A 15,634-nucleotide genomic window follows, 5' to 3' on the forward strand; every position below is an offset into this window, starting at 1 on the left:
GAACCACTATTTGGTGGAGTTTCTGTAGAGCCATTATTCGAACCGCCCGAACCATTCTCTGGAGGTGTTTCTATAGATCCATTGTTGGAGCCATCTGAACCACTATTTGGTGGAGTTTCTGTAGAGCCATTATTTGAACCGCCCGAACCATTATCTGGTATTTCTGGTGTACCATCTCCAGGCAGTTCATTTGTACCATCTCCTGGATTTTGTGGCAGATTTGATGGCTGATCATTTACAGAATGGCTTTCCCCTCCACCCCCACATGCAATCAACATTGCTGAAAGCGTACAAATTGTTAAATATTTAAACCTTAAGTGCATCACAGATCTTCCCCAATATTTATAACGACTTATCTCTATCCATGTTTTTTGAGACAAAATTGAAATATTATTTAATTTCAATAACTTAAATATAACACACCAATTTAAATTTCATCATTTTTTTATCATTAACCGACGAAAAACCTATCACAACAGCAAAAGACGATTGTGCTTGTCATCTAGAGTAGTGATTAATCTGAATAGAATACAATTAAGTTTATAATTTTAGTCATCGTTATATTGGCTTTACTACAAGCTTAATCAACGATCAAGTAAGGCAATAATAATCAACCATTTTTTATTATATTATTGTTGAAAATCACGTATCAATAATTCACCTCTTTCGCCACGCCAAATCCATTTTAAATGGCTATCCACAAAGCGCTCTCCCTCAAACCAAACAAACAACCCTTCCATCATTTCAGGCCAATCACTTTGATCAATTTGAGTACGTTTCGAAATCACAGCAATAATTGCAGCAAGAATCGTGTCATGGCTTACAGCTAAACTAATACCATTGCTTACTGTTGGATGTGTTTCATAAATCAATTCAAGCACATCAACTACCCCACGAATTGGATGTTTCATTCCCGGTAGCGCATTATTCACAAAACTATTAATAAAACCGAGTGCACCTTGCTTACGAAAGTATGGCGCAGCTTGCTTAATATCCAGCACGAAACTCCCGGGCTCAACCAATAAACCTTTTTCGATAATTTCAATATGATGGGTATTGGGTTGCGGTGAAACACCATCTGCACCCTGAATCATCAAAGCTGCAGTATCTACACAACGTTGAATCGGACTTGAAATACAATGCTGAATCACACGATCTGTATGATCTATTAAATAAGAGCCCCAAGCATGCGCTAAGTCACGCCCCTGAGTTGTTAATTGTAAATCATAGCCAGCCAAGCCCTGTCCATTGACAACCTCACGAATTGAATGACGTGTAAACAAAGTCACGGGGGTCTGCGCATCTGGCAATAAATCTATTGCTTTCAGCATACTTTTCGGCAATAAATCTAACGCCATATCGACTCAAAACTCTTTTTATACAGGTTTACTATAACATAACTAACAAAGCGTTAAATCATCTATAAAATAGATATCTATATCATCTTAAAAGCTAACATTACCGAGCGCATCTAAAGCGATTTGTTTGGTTTCTTCGTCACGAAATGCAATAAAACCTTCATTTAATACAGTACTTCGTTGATTATAAGTAAACGGTACTGCCGCTAAGCTGACCAATCCACCACCAATACTTTCAAGCAAGCCTTGCCCTGCACTAGTGTCCCATTCCGAAGTTGGATGGAAGCGCGGATAAATATCAATTTCGCCTTCCAGCATCATACAAAATTTATAAGCACTGCCCGCTTCACGCTTAATAACAGGCGACTCTTGTTCTATATAATCAATATACTGCTGATATTTAGGATTTTTACTGCTATGGCTTAAACCAATTTGGATTGCATCTTCTTCAACTTCTTTAAACTTGCAATAACGCTCCCATGTTCCCTGAGTAAATGAATACTTATATGGAAGTTCCGTTAAGTAACCTAAATACATAACTTGTTCAGTCGGCACAGCAATGATGGAAAATATGGTTTGATGATTTTGAATAAGACTTAAATTGATGGTGAACTCATCACGTTCATGAATAAATTCTTTGGTTCCGTCTAAAGGGTCTAGCATCCAGCACACATGCCAAGCATGACGTTCTGAATAGTCACTTTCTTCAGACAACACAGGAATTTCGGGCGTAACTTGTGCCAATTGTTCAATTAAATAAGCATTAACTTTTAAATCAGCTTGGGTTACTGGAGACTGATCATCCTTTTGATCAATATTAAATGCTCGCCCAGCACAATAGTTTTGGTATTCCTCAAGTAAAATTTGACTTGCTTTGGCCAAAACAGGAACCAATTTTGAAATTTGGTCATCTTGTGGTGCTTGAGTAGTGATAAACATTGATCTGACCTGTAGGATGTCTGATTTTTGTGCTTAAGCCTATCATTTTTTTATGTTGAGTGCATGAAAACAGTAGCTTTTAAACAATTAATTGTACTTTAAAGAGATGATATGCTTTTGAATATCATCATAGACTTTTACGTATTTATTTAATTGACTAGACTAAGCTGTCTCTAAAAACTTGAAAAATTATATTCTTACCAAACCAATGATCTTTCAAAATAGATTGATAAAAACACAATAAGCTTCTTTCATAAGTCGTTTTTAATACCATAAATCAACATTAAAGCCCCTGCACCTTAACCTTCTCCCGAAGGGAGAAGGTACTTTCAATCCCCCATATGATTCGGACCACATGATCATTTTTTTGACTCATAAAATCGATCTAATATATTGTTTTATATTTAATTTAACAGAGGAAAACCGTTCTTAATTATATTTGAATTCACCAGCAATAAGTGACTATATACTTCATTCATGAAAGAAAGGTCCTTGAGCGCCTCATTACTCATCCCCAATTAATTCTATTTCAGCCTTAATAAAGTATTCACGCAAATAATCATTCATCATAGTAGAAGCTTCAGATTCGCTCAATTCATCTACGATCCAAAAAATGTATACATTTTTTTTGATGTGAATTATTTTTCTATTATATTTTACTATTCTCTGTAATTTATTATCTTTAACTTTAAAAGATTTATCATGGGAATCTCCCAATAACTTGCATCCATTCCACGGTCCACCAATACAGATGTTCATTTTAATCCATTTTAGCTAAAAATTTGTCTAAATTAAAAATGGTCTACATAACAAAATAACATGTACCATCACACAAAAAACTCCAGTAAAGGAGATAGAAAACACATTAGCAGTCTCTAAGAAGGATTTTCTATTCAAAATACTTTTATCACATTGGCAGAATATGACTATTTCAATTTTTTTCTTTTAAATCAATATTTAAAATTAGTTTATCTAAATAAACTATTTAACTGATATTTTAATTTCAAAGACAAAAATACCCAGTGATGAAGCAAGTTAGTATATGAAATTTAAAAATTGTATGGATTGATCCTAAACAATAGAGTGGACAGTCGATCAATGTTCATTTTTTAACACATTTCTGTGTTTACATTGAAATTCAAGTCTTAATCGAAGCTTATGTCCAAATATCTAAACCTTAGACTTCTCCATTAAAAAGACAGCAATATTGAAAGGCTATTTTCTCTTTGACGACATATGCACAGACACCAATAAGCGATCACGAACAATGATGATTTCAAATCTATCTCTATCATCTCTATCTCTGTTTTTCCATTGTTAGATTTTAACCAACGTTTAGTGAATCCCATGATTTAAGAATTCAAATCTCTTATACTTGGTTGTCATGAGATTTGTTTTTAAATATATGTACACATATGTACATAATTTTTCTTCAAACATACATAACTTTATACGGCTTTAAAAATTTTTAAATCTCTTTAATCCTGAATTATAGAGTTAAAAAATTTAGTATTTTTACATATTATGATGAGCTTTGATGTACTTTAAAAATCTTAGGAGTTTCTTGAATGCAAAAACCGATCATCTTTTTTGACATGGACGGTACGCTCCTCGATTTGGCTTTTGACGATCTCATCTGGAACACCAAACTCCCTGAGCGTCACGCACAAACACATCAATGTAGTTTAGAGCAGAGCCAAAACACCCTGAATACATTTTATCAGCAACATAATCACACACTGTGTTGGTATTCTTCAAAATACTGGTCGGAAAAAGTGGGCGTAGATGTTTTAAAATTACAATATGAATATAAAGACAAAATTGCAACTCGACCAGGTTGCTTTGAACTACTGAAACAATTAAAAGCACAAGGTTATCGTTGCTGGCTACTTACCAATGCAGATTGCGCAGGATTGCAGCTTAAACTTGAAAATATCGACCTAAGCCCTTATTTTGAAGTGATGATCAGTAGTGAAGAAATTGGATATTCCAAAGAGTTTGTCGAATTCTGGGAAATTCTTCAGCAGAAATATCCTTTTGATCCTCAAAATGCTTGTTTGGTTGACGATACTACTCCTGTACTCAAAGGTGCTGAGAAATTTGGTATACAACATTTGATTACGATTACTCAACCATCAAGTGGTCGTGCAGCACGTCATGTCCTTGAGTTGGAATACCCTGCAATTCATCATTTAACTGAGCTTTTACCATTACTCACCAAGTTAAACTTAGAAAATAAGGATGTCGATGTCAAAACAGCCTGAGAAACAACAACTTGAAACAATGCGTGTAGACAAGTGGCTTTGGGCTGCACGTTTCTTTAAAACACGCTCGATTGCCAAAGATGCAATTGAAGGCGGCAAAGTTCATCACAATAATGAGCGTGTCAAAGTTTCTAAAGAAATTCGTGTGGGCATGGAATTAACCATACAGCAAGGATTTGATCGAAAAACAGTGGTGATCAAAGCATTGTCTGCAATTCGTGGCGGTGCGCCTATTGCACAACAACTATATGAAGAAACAGAAGTCAGTGTGGCACGTAGAGAGTTGATTTCAACCCAAAGAAAATTGCATAATCTAGCGCGACCTGATCATCGACCGAGTAAAAAAGATCGACGACAAATAAGCAAATTTAAGCAAGAAAATGATCAGCAATTTGACCAATCTTGGTCCTATGATGATGACTGAATTCGTTTAAGTTAAGTACGACAAAATATGTCGTACTACTGTTTTTAAAGATAGAACCATTTTTAATTTTCTGTCACTATTACTCCTGTGGACGAAAGATCAAATTTAATGACATCCACTTAAGATATTAGTGATATTACATCGTTTGAGGTTTACGAGATGGATGATAACAAAAGCAAGGCACTGAACGCGGCACTTAGCCAAATTGAAAAACAATTTGGTAAAAATACAGTCATGCGTTTAGGGGATAATACTGTACAAGCTGTTGAAGCTGTTTCTACTGGCTCTTTAACACTTGATATTGCACTAGGAATCGGGGGCTTACCCAAAGGACGTATTGTTGAAATTTATGGTCCTGAATCTTCTGGTAAAACCACAATGACTTTACAGGCAATCGCACAATGCCAAAAAGCGGGTGGAACTTGTGCCTTTATTGATGCCGAACACGCTTTAGATCCACAATATGCCCGTAAACTTGGGGTTGATATTGATAATCTTTTAGTTTCACAGCCAGATAATGGTGAACAGGCACTTGAAATTGCCGATATGCTTGTTCGCTCAGGTGCGATTGATCTGATCGTTGTCGACTCTGTAGCTGCATTGACTCCTAAAGCTGAAATTGAAGGCGAAATGGGTGACTCTCACATGGGTTTACAAGCACGTTTGATGAGCCAAGCATTGCGTAAAATCACTGGTAATGCAAAGCGTTCAAACTGTATGGTAATTTTCATTAACCAAATCCGTATGAAAATTGGTGTTATGTTTGGTAGCCCTGAGACCACAACTGGTGGTAATGCATTGAAGTTCTATGCTTCAGTACGTTTAGATATTCGTCGCATTGGTCAAGTCAAAGAAGGCGATGAGATCGTTGGTTCTGAAACCAAAGTGAAAGTTGTTAAAAATAAAATGGCTCCTCCTTTCCGTGAAGCGATTTTCCAAATCATGTATGGTAAAGGTGTTAATCACTTGGGTGAGTTGGTTGATCTTGCAGTTGCTCAAGAACTGGTTCAAAAAGCAGGTGCATGGTATTCTTACCAAGGCGATAAAATCGGTCAAGGTAAAAACAATGTCATTCGCCATTTAGAAGAAAATCCTCAACTGGCGCAAGATCTTGATCGTATGATTCGTGAAAAGCTCTTAACTACAGCAAATGCTGCACCTGTTGAAGAGAAAGAAGAAGAACCTGACTTTTTAGATGTTTAATCTGATCTATCAGTTCTTTATTTTTCCTAAGCGCCTTTCGAGGCGCTTTTTTATACAAATTATTGAATTGAAATTGATTGTGATTTCTAATAAATTTCAGTTATAACTGATTTAAAATGATATTCAACATCAAATACATTTATTCTTATGCAGACAAATATTATAAGATTGGCTGAGTTTTTATTTTTTCAAGGTCCAAGAATTACTCAAGCAAAAATAGATCAACATTTTAAAAATAAGACGATTCTCATTACAGGTGCCAGTTTTGGAATTGGTGAAGCATGTGCGAAAGGTTTAGCACATACTGAATGTACCCTGATTTTAGTTGCGCGAAGTACTGATAAACTTTTACAGCTAAAAAATGAATTAGAACGTGGTCACTGCCATGTTGAAATGGTCAGTGCAGATTTATATGAACTGGAAGCAGCTGAAAATATATTTCAAAGTCTGCAAAATAAAAATTTACACGTTGATATTCTGATTCATAATGCAGGTAAATCCATTCAACGCTCGATCTGGGAGAGTTTAGATCGACCTCAAGATATTGATCGCTGTATTGCAATTAATTACATCAACCCTGCTCAACTCACTCGTTTATTATTGCCAGACTTAAAACTGAAATGTGGGCAAATTTTGGTTGTTTCTACCATTAATGCCAAACTATTCGCTCCCCCACTTTGGTCAAGTTATCAAGCATCTAAAGTTGCTATGCAACAATGGATCCTTGCCATCCAACCCGAACTTGCTATTCAGCAAATTGATACTAGTATCATTTATTTACCATTGGTACGCACACGTATGATTTTGCCAACCAAACACTATAATCACATGCCTGCAATGCAGGCACAAAGTGCAGCAAATGCAATTTTAGATAGCCTGATTGGACATAAACGGCAATGGCAGCCATGGTGGTTAATTTGGGCACAAGTTACATCAAGTCTATTCTCAAGACCAATTTATTATTTTTATCGCTTTATTCTTGGACGGAAAAAGTAAAATGTCATGGCGATTCGTAATCAAATGGTGTCTTAGTCTGTTATTCAGTGTTATGAAACATGGTGTGCATCTATACAGTATTTTAGATGCGCAAACTCGAATTAATAAGAATAAAACGGCATTGATTATCGATGGCGTAGAGGTGAGTTTTCAAGATTTAAAACATCGTACTGATCAACTTATTTGTGAATGGATAAAACCAGAATATCAAAGTCAATTTCCAAATCAACTTGCACTCATGCTTGAACAAGATTTAGATAGCCTGGCTGCTTTATTTGCTTTAAGTCGTTTAGGCAAGGATATTGTGATCATTAACCCCAATTTAATCGAACATAAACTTCAAACGCTGCTGGATCAGAAAAAATTTTATTTGATTAGGCATTTAGCGCGATTAAAAAAAATTAAAGTTCAGCATTATTCAGATATTCCACCACAACACGACTCACAACATTTTCATATCAAACGCTATTTTTTTAACAAAATTAGTGTCTGTTCCTCAGGGTCTACGGGTATTCCTAAAGTAGCAACACGACATTCAAATCCACTACAATGCCTGCCTTTACTAGATCTCATGCTTAGACAATTAAAGTTCTTTAAAATTAAACGGATTTTTGTCATGACACCGATCTGCCATGCTGCTGGCTTAACTGCAGGTTTAATGGCTTTAAGCTTTCATAAGACCGTCATCTTGCAAAATCGCTTTGATGTACAAAGTGCCTGTTTATGGATTAAACACTACCAAATTGATTGTCTAAACTTAGTACCCACAATCTTACATCGACTGATTAAGTCTCGCTCAATGCTCAGCTCGGTCCAGCATATCATTACAGGAAGTTCGCCTTTAAGTGCTCATTTGGTTCATCAAGTTCAACAACACTACCCTTACATTCAATTATTCAATCTATATGGAAGTTCAGAAACTGGGATTAATATGATCGCAACCCCTAAGGATTTAAAAACACATCCGGACAGTATTGGTAGAGCTATTCAAGGTGTAGAGTTAAAAATTACTGATCTATCAGGAGAAATTCTCGAACACGGTCAAATTGGTACTTTATGGAGTAAGTGTGCGTGGTCAATTACCCCTAATCAATGGATTGAATGTGGTGATTTAGCTGTCCGAGATTCGCAAGGGTATTATTATTTAAAAGGTCGACGTGATGATATGCTAATTTGTGGTGGTATCAATGTTTATCCAATTGACTTAGAAAATATTTTATACCAACACTCCCTCATAGAATATGCTCAAGCATATGCGGTAGATGATGTAGATCTAGGACAATGTTTAGCAGTTAAAATCATCCTTAAACAATATTTAGATCTCAATCAATTACAAGATTGGATCAGTCAAAAGGCACCACGATATTTACGACCAAAATCGATTTTTATCATCGATCAGATTGAATCAGACAGTATTGGTAAGCCTATTTAGTAAATTGAATAATATGCCTGACATGACAGTTCACCTATTCATCTATCTGTACAGCTTATGCGCTGTTAAAACCCCAAATAGGCGCTACACTATGACAAATACCAACGAAAGTTATTGTTATTAAAGATATGAGCCAAGCTAAATTTCCTAAGATGCTAGACTACGAAAAACTAAAGCAGCAGTTTGGCGAGGATGAAACTGCACCTCTTCCTCCAACTAGCACAATAAGCAATGAGGTCAATAATGAGCATGCCTTTATCGCTAATCAAGATTGCACACCAGCACCACAGGGCTTAACGGGAACACGTTTACGATCATATGCTTTTGCAGTCTTAACCCGTAAAGAATATTCCAAAGCAGATCTTATTGAAAAACTGATGACTTTGGCACAAAGCCGTGAAGAAGTTTTAACATTAGTGGACGAATTATCTGAAAATAACTATCAAAGCGATCAACGTGTCGCTGAAATGACGGTTCGTAGCCAAGTTCGCAAAGGCAAAGGACCTAATCGAATCAAGTTAGCCTTGCGTGCTAAACATCTCGATAAAAGCTTAGTACGAGAAGATATTGCTGAAATTGATTGGTATGAACAAGCTTATCAACTTAAAGTCAAAAAATATGGTTTTGAGGTAAGCAAAGACCCTAAAATCAAAGCTAAACAAATCCGTTTCTTACAATATCGTGGCTTTGAAATGGACGTGATTATGAAAGCGATTTCTAGAAAAGAAAATGAAGATGGATAATAAATATCTAAAATGAGTTATAGATAAAGTAGCTAGTGATTGGTGGAATAGAAGAAAAAATTATATTTTGGATAATTATTAGATTTAGAAAATCTGGTGGCAACCCTACTAGCAAAATTTCGGCACATCATAGTTCTGATACCGTTGCTACCTTCCGGTCCTGGCGGGGTTTTCAGAGTACAATTGCGAAACCACCAGCAGGGCTACCATTGCAAGAACAGAGTATAGAGATTTTTTATTTTCTTGCAAGCCAAACATTGTGATTTTCTCAAGTTATTCATTCGTTTGCTTATTTCGTCATCAATGTGGTTATTTTTTGCAAAAAAACCATAAAAAAAAGCCATAAAAAAAGTTGAGTGGACTAGACTCGGGCTTTATGGCTTGAGGGGGAAACTTAATCATCATTAAAACGTGTTATGACTTACTCATATTTAAGGATTCACCTGCTCTCTTTAAAAACGATATCCAATGCCTAAATAGCTCATCAATGGATCAATCTGAATTTTAGTTTTGGCATAAATCAATTGTTTTCCAGTATTGTCATTCAAAACTGAAATGGTGGCTGTATTGTCAAGTTTTGCATATGATACAGATGCCGTAGCAAACCAATTCTCTTTAAAGTCATAAGTAAACCCTGCAGAAAAGATCGGAGCAAAAGCATCATTTGCATCTGCTTTAACTCGCATTTTACCTGTTGAAGCTTTACCTTCCAAAGCGGCACCTGCTTTCTGATCATCAATATTTTGAATCATATACCCCGCTGCAATTAAATCATTTTTAACGCCAGCATTGATTTTAATCTCATTGAAATAAGCATACATAAAGCCAAAACCTAGAAATGGTCTTAATTTATTAATACCAGGTCGCCCAAAATAATATTGTGCTTGTAATGCTGGTGTCCAAGCTCGTGCTGAGGCGGCATAGTTATATTGATCTAAATTTGTAATTAACAAATTATTTTTTAAGTATAAATTTCCGGAATCCCCGCCGAATGGTTGTGAGGTCGCTGAAAATGGTGCATATATCTGCCCTTTTCCTTTTAAATCTACAGTAGGTGGAATACCCCCCATCAGCTGAATCGAAACATGTTCATTGATGTTATAATTAAACATTAGCCCAGCCGTATTGACGTTTTTAACTTCCAATCCTGCATTTGCCGTCCATGCACTTAAGCCATTAATTTCAGCGATACCTGTAGCATATTCAAGCGCAGCTTCAGGATTCTCCGCATTTGGTATCATTTCCAAAATATAATCAAGCACATATTTCCCTGTCGTAGGGTCTTGCATATTGACCAAACTAATCAGTTGCGGGTCCATTTGATTGATTCGAGCTTGATCTAAATTTTTAGCAACAGCAGCCCCTGAAATCATCCCTACTTTAGACATTGTTTTTTCAGCAACAGAAGTATTAATCCTGAAAGGTTGAGCATCTCCTGTTGACCGCACATTCAGCCAACCCGCTGAAATGGAAAATCTTTTAAAATCTTGAGCATATACCATATGACTAGCAAATAAGTATGATACGCCAAGTACAATGTTTACATACAATAGCTGATTTTTCATACACTCATCCTTAAATATAAATTTATTTTTACTAAATAATTCACATTAAGAATGTATACAAAAAAACAATTTTGACATTTAAATTCAGACGAAGTGAAAATGATTAATTATAAAAATCTATATATCATTATTATAAAAATTCAAAAATATAATTTAAAATGATTCAAAAATAAAATCATAAATTTATTAAAAATTAAAAACACTTCAATAATTTATCGTTTTTAAAAATATAATCAAAGCATCAACTTCATCAAATATAAAAAAAGTTCACAGTCCCAATATAATACACAAAATAATCATACACTCTCAAACAAAAATGTATTTCTTTTTGTACATAATGATTAAATTTGTGATCTAGACATAAATAAAACTTAAAAAATAATATTAATATTAAAAATTTAATATCAAATATGGAGTAATACACATAAAAATCAAGCTAGCATATTTATATAATGAAAATTTCATAGAATAGCTCACCCTCTTTTCACTTTTTCTCAAAGTTTGACCGATCTCGAAGCTTCCCTATTATCAAAGATAAGAAAGAATACTCAATATGATTAACCAATCATCATTTTTAACAAATATAGTCAAACCGCCTATTTACATACAAGTGATTCATCTTCAATCAACTTTATGCTTTTTATATGAATTTTTAAAAGTTTTGCTTAAACAGTTTTTGTATTTTTGATTTACTGATTGTTTTGCTATCGCGAAGCGACATGGATGGTCGCCATGTTGAGTGGGGATATATGAGCAAAAAAAAAGCACTAGTTTGTTTCCAGCGCAAGAGTGAAACACCATCTACACAAAACAATTTAAACTTTAAATGTAAAACGTGGCATTGCAAGCTTTATATCAGTAAACAATATATTTATCGCATTGATTTTATTGATCTAGAAATTATATTTACTGTATGAGTTTTTCAACAGATTGACTATAAAATGATAAATAATACCTACTCGCACTTGTTCTATTAAATTTAAACATTCGTCAATGCCTAACAAAACTGTGACATCGATCCAGAAACCCATACTGGTTTTGATATAATCGAGAATTCAGACATTTTGATGAGACTTAATTAACAAACTTTACCTTTTAAAATTAAATTGCTTTATCCATAACAAAGATTCAGCGCAACCATGATAAATAAAATGTACTCAATAAATAACAATGGCTTGATTGCAACCACAGTCATTAGACAAATTGCTGTAACACATTCGTCATCTCAAAAGCTTAATTCCCCATTGATCAACGGATTTATTACAAAAAGCCTTCACATTCCACTAGAATTATCTGAACATTGTAAAAGCACCTTGCAATTCCGCTTCTAGCCGTTTTTAATGATCACATTTACTGGTTTTCAAGCAACTTTATTCCTTATTTGGGAAGATTTTGACTTTAATGGATTTTCAATTATGCTAAAAAAGCATGCTCTCTTTTCGATTGCCTTACTCAGTTCAGCATCTTTATATGCGATTCCAATTGAGTCTCGTGGATTAAGCAACGCGTCCTCAGGAAATGATATAGCGAATTCCCCTGCTCCAATTACTGGAAATATGAATTGGGATCTTATTCAAAAGAATCAGCAACTCGAAAATCAGATTCGTGAATTACGTGGCAAAATTGAAGAACAAGATCACGCTATTGATCAGCTCAATAAAGAACTAAGCAATCGCTATACCGACCTCGATCAACGTCTTGAGTTATTGAACCAAAAGTTAGAGCCAGACAATAATTCTCAAGAACAACAAACACCTGCTGAAAATGCACCGACGACAAATCCTACTGTCGAAAATCCAGAACAGACCACACAGACAGCAGCACCGAATCAAACAGCCACACAACAGCAACCTGCAACACAAACAGCTCAAACCTCAGCAACACCTACAAACAGTAACAATACCAGTGATCCTATTGCGCTTGAAAAAGCCGCCTATACTGTTGCTTTAGATGCTTATAAGAAAGGTGGTGCAAAACAAGCCATTGCGCCAATGCAAAATTTTATTAAAAATTATCCAAACAGTATTTATACAGGAAATGCTTATTTTTGGTTGGCTGAGTTTCAATTGGCAATTGATCCACCGAACTACAATGAAGCTAAAAAGAATTACGAGATCGTCGCTGCTAAATTCCCTAACTCGTCAAAAGCACCACGTGCTTTATACCAACTTTATAGTATTGCAAAAGATGTCAATAAAAATACGCAAACAGCAAATGTCTATAAAAGTAAATTGTTAAGCACCTACCCTAAGTCTGAAGAAGCAGGTTATTTCAAAAAGGGCTAAAAACAAAGTCATTGTGTTAGTTATAAAAAATGCCTCATCGTGAGGCATTTTTTATATTTAGCTTTTTATCATGAAATGATTAACGCACAATACCACGTTTAGATTCTAATACAGAATCTATCAGCAATTGTGCTTCTTCAACTTCAGGAAGAATCTCTTGGCGAATGCGTTCAATTGCCTGTTCAGTCGTTAAATTTTCTTTATAGATCAATTTAAAAGACTCTCTTAAGCCTTGAATCACGTTCTTAGACCAGCCTTTACGACGCATTCCTTCAACATTCATACCATATGCATGTGCAGGATTACCAGAAACCATCACATAAGCTGGTACATCTTTTAGAATGAGTGATGCTCCGCCAATCATACTGTAAGAATCAATCTTACAGAACTGATGGATACCCGAGTTTCCACCAACGATAACAAAGTCACCAATATGAACATGACCAGCAATACCAACATTATTTGCAAAAATATTGTTATTTCCAATCTGGCAATCGTGTGCAATATGCGTATTGACCATCAGTAAGTTGTTGCTACCCACTTTGGTTAATCCATGATCTTGTACAGTTCCACGATGTAGACTGCAATGTTCACGAATCTTATTGTTGTCACCGATTTCCAACCAAGTTTCTTCACCTTGATATTTTAAATCCTGACAAACTTCACCGACACTCGCAAACTGAAAAATTTCGTTGTTTTTTCCAATTCGGGTAAACCCACCAATCACAACATGTGAATGGAGTTTGGTACCAGCACCAATGGTCACTTGAGGTCCAATAATACAATAGGGACCAATTTGAACATCAGGTGCTATCACTGCAGAAGCGTCAATAATAGCGGTTGGGTGTATTAAATCGTTACTGCTCATGCCTGCTCTAATTTCTGATGAGAAATGATAATTTCAGCTGTCGCTGCTACCACGCCGTCAACACTGGCAGTACATAAATACTTGTAAATGCCACGTTTTTGCATGAGTAATTCAGATTTTAGCACGAGTTGGTCACCTGGTACGACTTGTTTTTTAAATCGTATTTTTTCAGCGCCAGCGAATAAGAACAACGAACCAGGTCGAGGTTTTTCATTATTCATGATAAAACCAAGCACACCAGAAACCTGTGCCATCGCCTCAACGATCAAAACACCCGGCATAATTGGATAGCCAGGGAAATGACCTTGCATAAATTCTTCATTAATTGAAACGTTTTTGTATCCTACAATCCCATTCTCTGTAACTTCAGTTACACGATCTACAAGCAAGAACGGATAACGGTGAGGAAGATACTCACGAATCGTTTGGGTTTGCATTGGTAATTCAGGAACCGTAAAAGGTAGAGATTTAGACTCAGTCATAATTATTTACGCGACTTTAAAGTTGATTCAATGGACTCGATTTGAGCCTGCATATGATCTATTTGTTTCACCAATTTGGTCAATGGCACATCTGCTAATTGTCTTAAGCGAACAACTGTTCTTTTCCAATGATTTGTTTCAAATTGTCCAGTTCCTGAAGAATAAGAACCTGCTTCAGAAATACTTTTTGTGACTATTGACATTCCAGTAATCGTCACATTATCGGCAATTTTTATGTGACCAACCACCCCAACAGCACCAGCAAAGATACAGTTTTTGCCAATAATTGTGCTGCCGGCGATACCACACTTCGCAGCGATAGCCGTATTCTCACCAATCTGAACGTTATGCGCGATTTGCACAAGATTATCAATAATCACACCATCATGGATAATCGTATCATCCAAAGCACCACGATCCACGCTACAGTTTGAACCGATCCGCACATCATTTCCAATACGGACAGAACCCAACTGCGCGATACGATTCCATTTTCCTTGATAAGGTGCAAATCCGAAACCTTCGCCACCAATTACAGTATTGGCATGAATTCGAACACGGTCTGCAATCTTGGTCTGACCAGTCAGTGTGACTTGAGAATCAATAAAGCAGTCTTTACCAATCTCAACACCATCATCTATTCGAGTATTAGATTGAACAATCGTATTGGAACCGATGACACAATCTTCACCGATCACCACATAATGCCCAATATAAGCATCGTCAGCAATAATCGCAGATGGAGCGATCTGAGCAGTACTTTCAATCCCACGTTTGGTCACTTTAATCTCAAATTGATGCGTAAGCATTGCAAAAGCAAGATATGGATTTGCAACCACAACGAAATTCTGGTGATTGGAAAGTTGCTCTTTTAACGCAGCTGTCACAATTAAAGCACCAGCTTTAGAATTCTGTGCTTCAGCTAAATATTTATCGCCATTGACGAAAGCAATATGATGAGATTGAGCCTGTTCTAAACTCGCAAGTCCACTGAGTAGCAACTTTGGTTGACCAATTAGCTCACCTTGAACAAGTTGAGCTAATTCATCGAGATGAAATTGATTTGATCGCATTG

The 15,634-nt window shown here is 35.8% G+C and carries 14 protein-coding genes, 1 other RNA gene and 1 pseudogene; 7 read left to right on the forward strand and 9 right to left on the reverse strand.

All coding sequences use genetic code 11. From position 1 onward, the window contains the following. From F938_RS24715 to F938_RS11435, 4 genes and pseudogenes are all read right to left on the reverse strand, one after another. Positions 1-323 (reverse strand): annotated as a pseudogene (locus F938_RS24715) (M66 family metalloprotease); the annotation flags it as partial. A gap of 306 nt (positions 324-629) precedes the next feature. Beyond that, positions 630-1,358, reverse strand: a complete 729-nt coding sequence (locus tag F938_RS11425; protein WP_004830491.1) for a histidine phosphatase family protein — start codon at positions 1,356-1,358, stop codon at positions 630-632. An 87-nt stretch (positions 1,359-1,445) separates the two neighbouring features. Then, positions 1,446-2,297, reverse strand: a complete 852-nt coding sequence (locus F938_RS11430) for a 3'(2'),5'-bisphosphate nucleotidase CysQ family protein (protein ID WP_005031926.1) — start codon at positions 2,295-2,297, stop codon at positions 1,446-1,448. 504 nt (positions 2,298-2,801) lie between these two features. Then, the gene (locus F938_RS11435) at positions 2,802-3,056 is read right to left on the reverse strand and encodes a hypothetical protein (RefSeq protein WP_005031928.1); all 255 of its coding nucleotides are present in this window, start codon (positions 3,054-3,056) and stop codon (positions 2,802-2,804) included. An 809-nt stretch (positions 3,057-3,865) separates the two neighbouring features. Here F938_RS11435 and F938_RS11440 point away from each other — a divergent pair. The 6 genes from F938_RS11440 (at position 3,866) to F938_RS11465 (ending at position 9,359) form a co-directional block, all read left to right on the forward strand. Beyond that, the gene (locus F938_RS11440) at positions 3,866-4,561 is read left to right on the forward strand and encodes an HAD-IA family hydrolase (RefSeq protein ID WP_005031930.1); all 696 of its coding nucleotides are present in this window, start codon (positions 3,866-3,868) and stop codon (positions 4,559-4,561) included. Next, positions 4,545-4,985 carry an RNA-binding S4 domain-containing protein gene (locus F938_RS11445; protein ID WP_004830486.1) on the forward strand — a complete coding sequence of 147 codons (441 nt, stop codon included), beginning with the start codon at positions 4,545-4,547 and terminating at the stop codon, positions 4,983-4,985. Before F938_RS11440 ends, F938_RS11445 begins: the two co-directional genes overlap by 17 nt. 159 nt (positions 4,986-5,144) lie before the next feature. Then, complete coding sequence (gene recA / locus F938_RS11450; protein ID WP_004830485.1) at positions 5,145-6,188, forward strand: recombinase RecA; 1,044 nt, start codon at positions 5,145-5,147, stop codon at positions 6,186-6,188. 147 nt (positions 6,189-6,335) lie between these two features. Continuing rightward, positions 6,336-7,184 (forward strand): SDR family NAD(P)-dependent oxidoreductase, encoded by an 849-nt coding sequence (locus tag F938_RS11455; protein WP_005031932.1) that lies wholly within the window; start codon positions 6,336-6,338, stop codon positions 7,182-7,184. A gap of 1 nt (position 7,185) precedes the next feature. Next, on the forward strand, positions 7,186-8,616 hold the full coding sequence (locus tag F938_RS11460; RefSeq protein ID WP_005031934.1) for a class I adenylate-forming enzyme family protein: 1,431 nt from the start codon (positions 7,186-7,188) through the stop codon (positions 8,614-8,616). 128 nt (positions 8,617-8,744) lie between these two features. After that, entirely contained in the window at positions 8,745-9,359 is a 615-nt protein-coding gene (locus tag F938_RS11465; protein WP_005031936.1) for a regulatory protein RecX, read from the forward strand. Between the two features lie 103 nt (positions 9,360-9,462). Here the strand turns inward: F938_RS11465 and ffs are convergent. After that, positions 9,463-9,559: signal recognition particle sRNA small type (gene ffs, locus F938_RS23825), an RNA gene on the reverse strand. Between the two features lie 252 nt (positions 9,560-9,811). Continuing rightward, positions 9,812-10,924 carry an OmpW/AlkL family protein gene (locus tag F938_RS11475; protein WP_005031938.1) on the reverse strand — a complete coding sequence of 371 codons (1,113 nt, stop codon included), beginning with the start codon at positions 10,922-10,924 and terminating at the stop codon, positions 9,812-9,814. Positions 10,925-12,336: 1,412 nt separating this feature from the next. Here F938_RS11475 and F938_RS11480 point away from each other — a divergent pair. After that, complete coding sequence (locus F938_RS11480; RefSeq protein ID WP_026040395.1) at positions 12,337-13,209, forward strand: YbgF trimerization domain-containing protein; 873 nt, start codon at positions 12,337-12,339, stop codon at positions 13,207-13,209. Positions 13,210-13,288: 79 nt separating this feature from the next. Here F938_RS11480 and lpxA read toward each other — a convergent pair whose 3' ends face one another. Genes lpxA through lpxD form a run of 3 tightly spaced genes read right to left on the reverse strand, consistent with a single transcriptional unit; the run spans position 13,289 to position 15,632 of the window. Continuing rightward, on the reverse strand, positions 13,289-14,077 hold the full coding sequence (gene lpxA, locus F938_RS11485; RefSeq protein ID WP_004830478.1) for an acyl-ACP--UDP-N-acetylglucosamine O-acyltransferase: 789 nt from the start codon (positions 14,075-14,077) through the stop codon (positions 13,289-13,291). Beyond that, entirely contained in the window at positions 14,074-14,559 is a 486-nt protein-coding gene (gene fabZ, locus F938_RS11490) for a 3-hydroxyacyl-ACP dehydratase FabZ (RefSeq protein ID WP_004719745.1), read from the reverse strand. Before fabZ ends, lpxA begins: the two co-directional genes overlap by 4 nt. A 2-nt stretch (positions 14,560-14,561) precedes the next feature. Next, positions 14,562-15,632 (reverse strand): UDP-3-O-(3-hydroxymyristoyl)glucosamine N-acyltransferase, encoded by a 1,071-nt coding sequence (lpxD, locus tag F938_RS11495; RefSeq protein WP_004830477.1) that lies wholly within the window; start codon positions 15,630-15,632, stop codon positions 14,562-14,564. Positions 15,633-15,634 lie beyond the last annotated feature (2 nt).

Source organism: Acinetobacter bereziniae LMG 1003 = CIP 70.12, from assembly GCF_000368925.1.
Classification (GTDB): Bacteria; Pseudomonadota; Gammaproteobacteria; order Pseudomonadales; family Moraxellaceae; genus Acinetobacter; species Acinetobacter bereziniae.